At 44.4% G+C, this 11,941-nt stretch carries 9 protein-coding genes and 1 pseudogene; 3 read left to right on the forward strand and 7 right to left on the reverse strand.

All coding sequences use genetic code 11. The annotated features are described in order from the left end of the window. Positions 1-17 precede the first annotated feature (17 nt). A pseudogene (locus tag JX580_RS04385) lies at positions 18-1,787 on the reverse strand (glycogen/starch/alpha-glucan phosphorylase); the annotation flags it as partial. A gap of 64 nt (positions 1,788-1,851) precedes the next feature. Beyond that, the gene (tnpA, locus tag JX580_RS04390) at positions 1,852-2,268 is read right to left on the reverse strand and encodes an IS200/IS605 family transposase (protein ID WP_248851591.1); all 417 of its coding nucleotides are present in this window, start codon (positions 2,266-2,268) and stop codon (positions 1,852-1,854) included. Between the two features lie 30 nt (positions 2,269-2,298). Between tnpA (JX580_RS04390) and JX580_RS04395 the strand changes: the two genes are divergently transcribed. After that, entirely contained in the window at positions 2,299-3,519 is a 1,221-nt protein-coding gene (locus JX580_RS04395) for an RNA-guided endonuclease InsQ/TnpB family protein (RefSeq protein WP_248851592.1), read from the forward strand. Positions 3,520-3,548: 29 nt separating this feature from the next. Here JX580_RS04395 and JX580_RS04400 read toward each other — a convergent pair whose 3' ends face one another. From JX580_RS04400 to JX580_RS04415, 4 genes are read right to left on the reverse strand one after another with little or no spacing between them, the layout of a single operon-like run. After that, a complete protein-coding gene (locus JX580_RS04400) occupies positions 3,549-4,241 on the reverse strand; it encodes a glycogen/starch/alpha-glucan phosphorylase (protein WP_248851593.1) in 693 nt (230 codons plus the stop codon). A 36-nt stretch (positions 4,242-4,277) separates the two neighbouring features. Then, the gene (locus tag JX580_RS04405) at positions 4,278-6,116 is read right to left on the reverse strand and encodes a pyruvate kinase (protein WP_248851594.1); all 1,839 of its coding nucleotides are present in this window, start codon (positions 6,114-6,116) and stop codon (positions 4,278-4,280) included. 56 nt (positions 6,117-6,172) lie between these two features. Further along, complete coding sequence (locus JX580_RS04410) at positions 6,173-8,131, reverse strand: PhoX family protein (protein ID WP_248851595.1); 1,959 nt, start codon at positions 8,129-8,131, stop codon at positions 6,173-6,175. Positions 8,132-8,153: 22 nt separating this feature from the next. Continuing rightward, the gene (locus JX580_RS04415) at positions 8,154-9,161 is read right to left on the reverse strand and encodes a glycosyltransferase family 4 protein (protein ID WP_248851596.1); all 1,008 of its coding nucleotides are present in this window, start codon (positions 9,159-9,161) and stop codon (positions 8,154-8,156) included. Between the two features lie 179 nt (positions 9,162-9,340). Between JX580_RS04415 and JX580_RS04420 the strand changes: the two genes are divergently transcribed. Continuing rightward, positions 9,341-10,183 carry a UDP-2,3-diacylglucosamine diphosphatase gene (locus JX580_RS04420; RefSeq protein WP_248851597.1) on the forward strand — a complete coding sequence of 281 codons (843 nt, stop codon included), beginning with the start codon at positions 9,341-9,343 and terminating at the stop codon, positions 10,181-10,183. 71 nt (positions 10,184-10,254) lie between these two features. Here JX580_RS04420 and tnpA (JX580_RS04425) read toward each other — a convergent pair whose 3' ends face one another. After that, on the reverse strand, positions 10,255-10,671 hold the full coding sequence (gene tnpA / locus JX580_RS04425; protein WP_248851591.1) for an IS200/IS605 family transposase: 417 nt from the start codon (positions 10,669-10,671) through the stop codon (positions 10,255-10,257). Positions 10,672-10,701: 30 nt separating this feature from the next. Between tnpA (JX580_RS04425) and JX580_RS04430 the strand changes: the two genes are divergently transcribed. Beyond that, on the forward strand, positions 10,702-11,922 hold the full coding sequence (locus tag JX580_RS04430; protein WP_248851592.1) for an RNA-guided endonuclease InsQ/TnpB family protein: 1,221 nt from the start codon (positions 10,702-10,704) through the stop codon (positions 11,920-11,922). The last annotated feature ends 19 nt before the right edge of the window (positions 11,923-11,941 follow it).

Raw genomic sequence — 11,941 nt, forward strand, 5'->3', positions numbered from 1 at the left:
AATAAAAAGTCATTTAATTAGAAAATCCGCTTTAACTTCCAGATCTCTTGGTTATATTGCTCGATGGTTCTATCCGCTGAGAAAATACAACTACGCGCGGTGTTGAGTAAACTCATTCTGCTCCAGTTTTCGCTATCTTGGTAAGCCTGAGCCGCACGGTTCTGTGCTTCTACATAACTGCGAAAATCAGCAAGGGTTTTCCAAGGATCAGCCGGGTTTTTTAAAGCATCCATCAGCGGCGTAAACAAACCCGGCTCAAACATATTGAAATGTCCCACTTCTAAAAGATGAAAAATAGCTTGTAAATCAGGGTCTTGTGCAATAATGTTTTGCGGATTGTAGTTTTCAGAGAGGGCTTTTATTTGCTCGGCATTGTGGCCGAACAGAAAAAAATTATCCTGACCGACGGCATCGAGTATTTCAATATTCGCGCCATCAAGTGTGCCGATGGTGACCGCACCGTTCATCATAAACTTCATATTACCGGTGCCGGAGGCTTCTTTGCCTGCAGTGGAAATTTGCTCAGACAAATCGGTGGCAGGGCAAATCAATTCCATCGCTGACACACGATAGTTGGGATAAAAAATCACTTTTAGTCGATCACCAATATCTTTATCAACATTGACAATATGCGCCACATTGTTAATTAATTTAATAATGCGTTTTGCCATCCAGTAACCCGGCGCGGCTTTGCCGCCGAAAATTACCACTCGATTCGTCCAGTTTTTGGTGTTTCCTTTTTTGAGTTGAATGTAAAGATGAATCACATGCAGCACGTTAAGCAGTTGGCGTTTATATTCATGGATTCGTTTGACCTGCACATCAAATAGAGCCGTCGTGTCCAGTTTAATACCGGTTTGTTTGGCAATGCTGTCGGCAAGGCGTTGTTTGTTGTGGTGTTTAATCTCTCGCCAACGTGCGAGGAACTGGCTGTCATTTTGATAGGCTTCTAGACGACTGAGCTGGGATAGGTCGGTTAACCAATCTGCACCAAGCGTTTCGCTAAGCAGGGCACTTAAGGCAGGGTTAGCCGCACCCATCCAGCGGCGAGGGGTCACGCCATTGGTTTTATTATTGAATTTATTCGGCCAAAGCTGATAAAACAAGGGAAAAACCGTTGTTTTCAGCAGTTCGCTGTGGAGTTGAGCGACGCCGTTAACCGAAAAACTGGCGATGATCGCCAGATGCGCCATGCGAACCTGTTGGTAACCATCAATAATTGACAGTTGGCGTTGTTTGTCGAGGTCTCCGGGCCATTTGTAGGAGACTTGGACTAAAAAATGACGGTTAATTTCTTCAATAATTTCCAATGGCCTTGGGAGTAGCTGGCGCATGAGTGTTACAGGCCAGGTTTCCAGTGCTTCAGGTAATAGCGTGTGATTGGTATACGCCATGGTTTGGCTGACGATCGACCAGGCCTGGTCCCAATCGAGCAGGTGTTCATCGATTAACAATCGCATCAGTTCCGCTACTGCTAAACTTGGGTGGGTGTCATTGAGTTGAAAAACATTTGATTGAGCAAATTGACTAAAGTCTTTGCCGTACTTTTTAACCCAATGGGTTAAAACATCTTGAAGGCTTGCGGATACCAGAAAATATTGTTGGCGCAAACGCAGTTCTTTACCGTTTTCGTTGGCATCATTCGGATAGAGTACCATCGTAATGTTTTTGGCACTGTTTTTGGCGGCAACCGCTTCAAAATAAGAACCCGCATTGAAATCGGCTAAGCGAAAAGCTTCAGTGGGGTTGGCATCCCACAGCCTTAGGGTGTTGACGGTATTGTTTTTATCAAATAGCGCGTAAAACCCCGTCCTTCAGGTCGGGGATATAAGCGCAACAGGCAAAGCCTGTTTAATGCGGTCTTTGCTGTTGTTCAATATATTGCTTAATAATCGAGAGTGGTGCACCACCACAACTACCCGCAAAATAACTCGGACTCCAAAGCATATTTCCCCAAAGCTTTTTTTGAATTTCAGGGTAATGTTTCTTTCTAATAAGGCGGCTTGAAACCCCTTTCAAACTATTCACCAAATTAGAAATAGCGACTTTAGGCGGGTAATTAATCAAAAGATGTACATGGTCATGTTCACCGTTAAACTCAACCAATTCCGCTTCAAAGTCCAAACAAACATTTTTAAATATTTCTTCTAGTTCTATTAAAACCCGTTCAGAAAATACATCTCTGCGGTATTTTGTGACAAAGACCAAATGAACATGAAGATTAAAAACACAGTGTCTTCCTGTTCTTACATCGTTATTAACTTGCATAGACCAATTCCTTTTTGTACAATTATAACCATGAAACAAACTATCCGCAAAGCCTTTAAATTCCGACTCAATCCTAATTCTGACCAAGTGCAGAAGATGGTTGAGTTTGCTGGTGCTAATCGGTTTGTGTGGAATAAAGCGTTAGCGTTAAACTTGTCTCGGCTTGAAAATAAACAACCGATGCTGTGGTATAACGAGTTAGCGTTTTGGTTGGGTTTGTGGAAGCAATCTGATGAATACGGTTTTTTAAAAACCGTTCATTCTCAGCCGCTACAGCAAACGCTTAAAAGCCTTGAGCGTGCTTTTAAAGACGGTTTTGATAAAAAACAGCCTTTAAAACGGATTCCAAGATTCAAGAAAAAAGGCTTGAGTGATAGCTTTCGCTATCCACAAGGATTTAAGCTGGAGCAAGCGTCTAACAAAGTGTTTTTACCTAAAATCGGTTGGGTGAAGTATCGCAACAGCCGACAAGTTATCGGCGATGTGAAAAACATGACGATTTCTTGCAAGGGAAAATATTGGTATGTGTCGATTCAGACTGAGTACGAGGCCGATATAAAGCGTCATAGCTCAATCAGCATGGTTGGTATTGATATGGGTATTACCCGTTTTGCAACCTTGTCAGATGGCTCATACGTATCGCCTTTAAACAGTTTTCGTAAGTTGTCAAAGAAACTGGCTTTTGAGCAGCGCAAGCTGTCTAAAAAAGTCCGTTTCTCTGCTAACTGGAAAAAGCAGAAACAAATCATTACACGGCTGCATGAGCGTATTGCCAATGCGCGTTTAGACTTCTTACACAAATCCTCAACCGAAATCAGCAAAAACCACGCAATGATTGTGGTTGAGGATTTAAAAGTAAGAAACATGTCGAAATCAGCTAAGGGCGATATAACCAGGCCTGGTCGAAACGTGAAAGCTAAGTCAGCGTTGAATAAATCTATCCTTGACCAAGGATGGGGAATGTTTGTGCAAATGCTGGAGTATAAGCAATACTGGTCAGGTGGCGAGGTGTTAAAGGTTAATCCCAAGCACACCTCGCAAACCTGCCCTAGCTGCGGACACGTAAGTAAAGATAATCGCTTAACCCAGTCACGATTTGAATGTGTTGAGTGTGGTTACAGTGAAAACGCCGATGTTGTCGGTGCATTGAATGTATTAGCCCGAGGACATCGGGTGTTAGCCTGTGGAGTTGAAACGTTAGTTTCGACCTTGAAGCAGGAACCCGTTTTTACCGAAAGCGCTTGCGTATAAGGTAAAAACGCCGAAGTGCCGAATGGTACTTAGGAATCCCCGCCGTTCAGGGCGGGGAGGATGTCAAAGCCGACAATCGGCACATCAAAAGGTACCGCGAGTACTTCCTCATCCGCTTGCCAATGCAGTAACAACCGACCTGTTTCTGGGTCAATTTGTGACCAACATTCGCCACCAAACTTGACTTTGCAGGTATATTCTTTGCGGTTGACTTCCCAAGGGTAGTTATTAAAGTCTAGCCAATAATCTGGTGCTTCAATTTGTTCACCATTTTGAATCATTTGACGAAATAACCCATATTCATAACGCAGGCCATATCCGGTTACCGGCAGTTGTAAAGTGGCGCAGCTGTCCATAAAGCAGGCGGCTAATCTCCCTAGGCCACCATTGCCTAGGCCGGCATCCACCTCAGCTTGTTCAATCGCTTCTAACGATAATCCCAACTCGTTAAAGGCTTGGTTAACTTCGTCTTCGATACCTAGGTTTTGCAAGTTATTAATCAGAGAACGTCCAATTAAAAACTCCATTGATAAGTAGTAGGCATGGCGCTGAACTTGGTGATGTTGGCGGCTTAGCGTTTCACGCCAAGCGGGCATTAAATAGTCACGAATGGCTTTAGCCACCGCACGATTATAGTCTTCAGCGGTGGTAAAGCGGCGGTCAAGATGGTTTTGCAAGTAGTGCAGCAAACTCGTTTTTAAATCTATCTGTTCATTCGTCATGTCAGCTTCCTAGCAAGTTGTGAAAGAGGCGCAAGATTAGAGCGACCATTGATTAAGATAGAACTGATGCTTTTGTTGACGCGGTTCCATATTTTGTAGAATCGAGTCCAAAACTTTAACGGTTTCGGGGAGGTAAGCGCCTTTGTTCAGCATCACGCATTCTGCGCGCACACTCATCGCGGCATCGGTGATTTCAGGGCGCGAAATTACGCCGGTTTTATTCAGGGTTTCGAGAACCTGTGTGGCCCAAATGACCGGCACCTGCGCGGCTTCACACAGACATAGGATATCCTCTTGGATTTCAGCCATTTTGACACTGCCGATCTCTATTGCTAAATCGCCTCGGGCAATCATCACACCTATCGGCTGCTGATCTACCGCGCCAAGCAAGATTTGATCTAGGTTTTTCACACCAAGCCGAGTTTCAATTTTCGCCACTACAGGCAAGTTTTTGCGGTTGCGCTTAATCAGCTCTTGTTGTAGCGCAAACATATCAGTTAGTCGCTGAACAAATGAAAACGCCACGATATCACCATGTTCACAGATGAAATCCAAATCTTGTAAATCTTTTTCCGTTAAAGGCGGCAGATCCAGTGCGGTATCCGGGAAGTTGACCCCTTTATCGGATCTGATTTTGACACCGCCACTGCCTGCAATCGTGACACGCAGGTGAGCACTATTGTCGGTAACGCGTTCGACGACACAGCCCAGTTTGCCATCGTCAACCCAAATGGAATGACCGACTTTAAGTTGTTGAATCACTTCAGGCACCGCGATAGATAAAACAACCGGACTTTCAAGTTTACCCTGATCGTTATAAAGCGGCGGCCTGCAGTATTTTTGTTCGGCACTGAGAATTAAAGCGTCGCCTTTAAACACACGAATTTCAGCCTCTTCGCCTTTAAATTTTGGCAGGGTAAATTGATCGAGATTTTTTAGATGACCTTTTTTATCAATACGCTGCCAATCAAAAGTCAGTCCTGGGGTGATATAACAGCTTTGTTCAGATAGGGCTTGCCAACTGTGATCCGGGTTTTTTTCAAGTAATTTGATGACTCTGCGTTTACCGCGTGCATCTTTAAAAAAGAAACAATCAGCCGGTTTGAGTGCTTTATGAATACGGCCTGGCAGGGGCACGAGTGGAGAGATACAGTTGATATCCTCCGGGTTGATTTCTTCTGGATAAAAACAAAGCTGACCGTATTGAACTAGGCTCCCCACCGCATCTTTTTGGGTTTTAATTCGCCTAACCGCCTTGCCTTGCACCACCGGATTGGTGCGCAATTTATGCCCAGCCAAATCAAACATGATTTTGCAGTGCAAATTATGTTTTTGCTCTGCCGCACGAATCCGTTTAACCATTTTTAACCAAATTTCAGCGTTATCATGGGCACAGTTAACTCTAAAGCAGTTAACACCTTGCTGAAGCAAGGCTGGAATTAAATCATGATCCCACGCGGCTTGCGTTGGTAAGGTTGCCATAATTCGAGCTTTGCGATGCGGCGGGTGTCCGCCAAATATTTCTTGAGTATTGGCCTCTAGCGTGATGCTTGCGGTTTGTTCAGATTGGGCAGGTTCAGGTTTGTAATCTTGATGGGTAAGCTCGGCTAATAAATCAAGCACCCCTTGCAGGTTGGCTAAAACATGGGATTCACTGTGGGTAAGCGAGGAGATGGATAATTCAGACAGCGCCTGTTGCAATGGGCGCAAATCATCACTGCGTAACGCTAAATAATGCGCTAGATTAAGTCGGCGCGCTGAGTGTTCTTGATTTTTGTAAATCGGGTTTTCTAAGGTTGATACCGCTTGATTGACCACGTCGTTTCTAAGTTGTAATACTTGATCAAATAAACTGTTTAAAAGGGTTGCGTCCATCGTTATATCCTAGTCTAGTGAGGTATCTGTAACGCATAGGGTGGTCATCTTTTTTTTTAGGTTCCAATTATCCCTTGATCCTGTTTGCTGATGACCAGCGTGGCCGAGCGGGGTACGCCTTGACCATTCGGCCAATGACTGGTGTACTTGCCTTGCGCAAAGTCTTCAGCGCGAGTGGTTGCGCCCGGATGTTGCACGTTCACAAACAGGGTTTTGCCGTCCGGTGTGCTGCATACTCCGGAAATTTCTTGCCCCACGGGTCCGACTAAAAAGCGTTTTAAGGTTTGGCTGACAGGATCACAGGCGAGCATTTGATTGTTACCGAATTGCGACCAATCCCCTTGATTAAGCACCGATTCGCTCATGTCCGTTTGAATCCATAACCGACCTTCTTGGTCAAACCACAGCCCGTCGGGGCTATTGAATTTGTTGGTTTTATCCAGTGGCTGTTGGCCAAATGATGAATCGGTTTCATCACCGGCTAACAAGAAGATATCCCAATCAAATTGATTGATGCGTTTTTCAGATTCGCGCCAGCGAATAATATGCCCCCAGCGGTTATTTGAGCGCGGGTTGGCGGCATCGGTTTGTTCATCGCTGCGACGGTTGTTATTGGTTAGGGTGAAATAAACCTCGCCATTGCTCGGATGCACCGCCCCCCATTCTGGGCGATCCATTTTGGTTGCCCCCACGCGATCTGCGGCTGAACGGGTATTGACCAACACATCGGCTTGGCTATGAAAACCGTGTGCCGGGTTTAATAAACCATGACCAAAACGCAACGGAAGCCATTCGCCTTTTCCGGTTTCATGGAAACGCGCCACGTACAAAGTACCCTTATCCAGGAGTTCACCCCCTGACTGACCGGGTTGATAAGGTTCGTCGCTGACGTATTTGTATAGGTATTCAAAACGCGCGTCATCGCCCATATAGCACACCACCGGTTTGCCGGCTTCAGCCTTTTGAAATACTACGCCTTCATGAGCAAAGCGCCCCAGTGCGGTACGTTTGACCGGAACAGATTCAGGATTAAACGGGTTAATCTCAACAACCCAACCAAAGGTGTTGGGTTCATTGCGATAATCCAATTCGGCTTTATCGGCGAAGGGTTCGGCATGGAAACGTTTGTATAATCCATCATGGCTTTCGGCTTTTTCCCAGGCATAACGGCTAGACGTTTTGTTACGCACGCCATAACGGCTTTGTTCTTTTGGTTGTTCACTCGGGTTGTAAAAATAACCTGCCCAATTTTCTTCGCAGGTTAAATAGGTTCCCCAAGGGGTTACCCCGTGGGCACAGTTGTTCAGGGTGCCGCGTGTTTGCGTACCTTCAGGACTAAAGGCGGTTTTCACCGAGTCGTGACCACGAACTGGCCCAGCGAGTTCGATTATTGTTGTGGCGTCAATACGGCGGTTGAGTTTGTCTTCAACGGTTTGCCATTCACCATTTTGTTGACGTTTGATATGAACAACAGATACGCCATGTGCGGCCATTTCAGCCTTGACTTCATGCAGAGGACGTTGGCCTTGCTGGTTGAGTTTTACTGCGCCAGCGGTTAAGGGTTCGCCGTGATAGTGCGAATGCATAAAACGCGGTTCAATGTATTCATGGTTAAGCACCAGCAAACCTTCATCGGAGGCGTTATTCAGCGCAAAAAAATGCATACCATCATGATGGCTGCCGATTTTTAAAGACTTATTAGTAGGGTGGGGCATTGGGCTGTCAAACGGTATCAGTGTTTGAACTTGATAACCCTTAGGCACAACCACCTTATCCGCACTGGAAATCGCAACCGATTCAAAGCCTAAGCGCTGAGCCGAAAACGCCGGACGCTCTTTAAATGCAAACGCTGGCGGAATAAAGCCCAGGATTGCGCTACTAAGGGCACCTTGTAACACTTGTCTGCGTGTTAATCTGTGTTCAATGATTTGATCTAATGTAGCGTTTTTGGAGTCGTTAGATAGGGCTTCATCACCTTCTTGGTGATCAATAATCGTATCAATGGTTTGTTTCATAGCGATTCCACTCTTAGTTTTTTTATTTAATGGGGGCAAGGTTATCTAAAAACTGTTGAGCTACATCCTGCCAGTCATAATGTGCCACGCTGGGCGCTATATATTCGCGCTCTAATTCCAGAGCTTGCTCAACCGCATCTTCAAGATCATCACTTAGCGCGCCATTCAAACCCTGGGTAATAATGTCAATCGGTCCGGTGACGGGGAAAGCGGCAACGGGCGTGCCACAGGCCATAGCTTCTATGTTCACTAAACCAAAGGTGTCGGTTAGCGAAGGGAATACCATTACATCGGCACTCGCATAATATTGCGCGAGTTCTTGCCCCGTTTTTACACCAAGAAAATGGGCGTTGGTGTAATGCTTTTGTAAGCTTGATTTTGCAGGGCCATCACCAATTAATAATTTGCTGCCTGCGATAGGCAGTTGTAAGAAGGCGTCAAGGTTTTTTTCAACCGCAATTCGACCTACATACAGCAATATGGGTTTTGGAAAGGGGAGGTCGATGGCTTGACTCGGGTTAAATATGTCACGATCTACGCCTCGGCTCATCATTATCAGGTTGTTAAAGCCTTTGGCAATCAGTTCTGTAAGCATCGCTTGTGCAGGCACAAAGGTTCGTTCTGAAGGGTAATGAAATTTTGCCAGCAAACGATAAGTCCAGTCTTCAGGAATAGGAAAACGCTTACGCACATATTCTGGGTATTTGGTGTGATAGGCGGTGGTAAAGGGCAGTTGGTGTTTGATTGCGAGCTGACGTGCCCGCCAGCCCAGGCTGCCTTCGGTTGCAATGTGCAGCGCATCAGGATCAAAATCAAGAATGCGTTGTTCAAGTGTTTTGGCACGCCATACGATAGGAATTTCACGGTAGGTAGGCAAGCCAAAGTGAGGGTAGTCATAAGGGTGAATCACCTCAACGTCAATCGCCATTTTTTCTAAATGTGCAACCAGTTGGCTCAGCGTCGTGACCACGCCGTTTACCTGCGGTAGCCAAGCATCAGAAACGATCACTAGCTTTTTAATATTATTCATATTCGTTATAACTCATTTTATTTCTTAAGATTTTATCTTTAGGATATGAAACTAATATGACAAGCAGGCCTGGTTGTAAAAACCTAAGATTGGTTTAATAAATGAGTCATTTTTTCGTCATGCTAAATTCATGCTTATTCTTTAGCATTGAGGTTGAATTTATTTAGGTGAGATAAAATATGGTTCATAGCATACCCAAAATTCCGGAATGGATGCAGGATATTGATACCCCTATGGAAGAAGCGGAGCAGGCACCCACTAAAGTTAGAACGATTTGGATTTCTGATGTGCATCTTGGTTCTAAAGGCTCAAAAGCGGATGAACTGGCAGAGTTTTTAAAAAATTATAATTGTGACACCTTATTTTTGGTCGGCGATATTATCGATGGCTGGCGGATGAGGAAAAAAGTATTCTGGCCACAAGCGCATACTAACGTTATTCGTCGGATTCTTACTCGTGCTAAACGGGGTACGCGAGTCGTGTATATCACCGGCAACCATGATGATATTATGCGACGCTATTCCGGTATAGAGTTCGGCAATATTCTTTTAACGGATGAGTATATCTACACGTTAAAAAATGGCGATAAGGTATGGGTGATTCACGGGGATCAGTTTGATGGTGTAGTGCAATGTCATCGCTGGTTGGCGTTTTTAGGGGATTGGGCTTATGAAACCGTATTAAATATGAACCGCTGGTTTAATGCGGCAAGGCGGCGTTTAGGATTTGGCTATTGGTCGTTATCCGCCTACCTTAAATATAAAGTAAAGCGCGCAGTGAATTTTATAAGCGATTTTGAACAGGCTGTCGCTAAATCGGCCAGTAATAAGCAAGTTAAAGGTGTAATTTGTGGTCATATCCATCACCCTGAAATCCGCCAGTTTGACTATGGTGTTACTTATTACAATTGCGGGGATTGGGTAGAGTCTTTGAGCGCCTTAATAGAAGACGAACATGGCGAAATGCACTTAATTCACTGGTCTACAAAAAATCAAGATCTAGAGGGTAATAACCCAAGTTAGTATTTTTATCAAATAGCGCGTAAAACCCCGTCCTTCAGGTCGGGGATATAAGCGCAACAGGCAAAGCCTGTTTAATGCGGTCTTTGCTGTTGTTCAATATATTGCTTAATAATCGAGAGTGGTGCACCACCACAACTACCCGCAAAATAACTCGGACTCCAAAGCATATTTCCCCAAAGCTTTTTTTGAATTTCAGGGTAATGTTTCTTTCTAATAAGGCGGCTTGAAACCCCTTTCAAACTATTCACCAAATTAGAAATAGCGACTTTAGGCGGGTAATTAATCAAAAGATGTACATGGTCATGTTCACCGTTAAACTCAACCAATTCCGCTTCAAAGTCCAAACAAACATTTTTAAATATTTCTTCTAGTTCTATTAAAACCCGTTCAGAAAATACATCTCTGCGGTATTTTGTGACAAAGACCAAATGAACATGAAGATTAAAAACACAGTGTCTTCCTGTTCTTACATCGTTATTAACTTGCATAGACCAATTCCTTTTTGTACAATTATAACCATGAAACAAACTATCCGCAAAGCCTTTAAATTCCGACTCAATCCTAATTCTGACCAAGTGCAGAAGATGGTTGAGTTTGCTGGTGCTAATCGGTTTGTGTGGAATAAAGCGTTAGCGTTAAACTTGTCTCGGCTTGAAAATAAACAACCGATGCTGTGGTATAACGAGTTAGCGTTTTGGTTGGGTTTGTGGAAGCAATCTGATGAATACGGTTTTTTAAAAACCGTTCATTCTCAGCCGCTACAGCAAACGCTTAAAAGCCTTGAGCGTGCTTTTAAAGACGGTTTTGATAAAAAACAGCCTTTAAAACGGATTCCAAGATTCAAGAAAAAAGGCTTGAGTGATAGCTTTCGCTATCCACAAGGATTTAAGCTGGAGCAAGCGTCTAACAAAGTGTTTTTACCTAAAATCGGTTGGGTGAAGTATCGCAACAGCCGACAAGTTATCGGCGATGTGAAAAACATGACGATTTCTTGCAAGGGAAAATATTGGTATGTGTCGATTCAGACTGAGTACGAGGCCGATATAAAGCGTCATAGCTCAATCAGCATGGTTGGTATTGATATGGGTATTACCCGTTTTGCAACCTTGTCAGATGGCTCATACGTATCGCCTTTAAACAGTTTTCGTAAGTTGTCAAAGAAACTGGCTTTTGAGCAGCGCAAGCTGTCTAAAAAAGTCCGTTTCTCTGCTAACTGGAAAAAGCAGAAACAAATCATTACACGGCTGCATGAGCGTATTGCCAATGCGCGTTTAGACTTCTTACACAAATCCTCAACCGAAATCAGCAAAAACCACGCAATGATTGTGGTTGAGGATTTAAAAGTAAGAAACATGTCGAAATCAGCTAAGGGCGATATAACCAGGCCTGGTCGAAACGTGAAAGCTAAGTCAGCGTTGAATAAATCTATCCTTGACCAAGGATGGGGAATGTTTGTGCAAATGCTGGAGTATAAGCAATACTGGTCAGGTGGCGAGGTGTTAAAGGTTAATCCCAAGCACACCTCGCAAACCTGCCCTAGCTGCGGACACGTAAGTAAAGATAATCGCTTAACCCAGTCACGATTTGAATGTGTTGAGTGTGGTTACAGTGAAAACGCCGATGTTGTCGGTGCATTGAATGTATTAGCCCGAGGACATCGGGTGTTAGCCTGTGGAGTTGAAACGTTAGTTTCGACCTTGAAGCAGGAACCCGTTTTTACCGAAAGCGCTTGCGTATAAGGTAAAAACGCCGAAGTGC

Source organism: Thiomicrospira microaerophila, assembly GCF_023278225.1.
In the GTDB taxonomy this organism is placed as follows: Bacteria; Pseudomonadota; Gammaproteobacteria; order Thiomicrospirales; family Thiomicrospiraceae; genus Thiomicrospira; species Thiomicrospira microaerophila_A.

Coding starts and splice junctions, on each gene's coding strand:
- tnpA (WP_248851591.1), bottom strand. CDS start 2,268: ATGCAAGTTAATAACGATGTAAGAACAGGAAGACACTGTGTTTTTAAT.
- JX580_RS04395 (WP_248851592.1), top strand. CDS start 2,299: ATGAAACAAACTATCCGCAAAGCCTTTAAATTCCGACTCAATCCTAAT.
- JX580_RS04400 (WP_248851593.1), bottom strand. CDS start 4,241: ATGACGAATGAACAGATAGATTTAAAAACGAGTTTGCTGCACTACTTG.
- JX580_RS04405 (WP_248851594.1), bottom strand. CDS start 6,116: ATGGACGCAACCCTTTTAAACAGTTTATTTGATCAAGTATTACAACTT.
- JX580_RS04410 (WP_248851595.1), bottom strand. CDS start 8,131: ATGAAACAAACCATTGATACGATTATTGATCACCAAGAAGGTGATGAA.
- JX580_RS04415 (WP_248851596.1), bottom strand. CDS start 9,161: ATGAATAATATTAAAAAGCTAGTGATCGTTTCTGATGCTTGGCTACCG.
- JX580_RS04420 (WP_248851597.1), top strand. CDS start 9,341: ATGGTTCATAGCATACCCAAAATTCCGGAATGGATGCAGGATATTGAT.
- tnpA (WP_248851591.1), bottom strand. CDS start 10,671: ATGCAAGTTAATAACGATGTAAGAACAGGAAGACACTGTGTTTTTAAT.
- JX580_RS04430 (WP_248851592.1), top strand. CDS start 10,702: ATGAAACAAACTATCCGCAAAGCCTTTAAATTCCGACTCAATCCTAAT.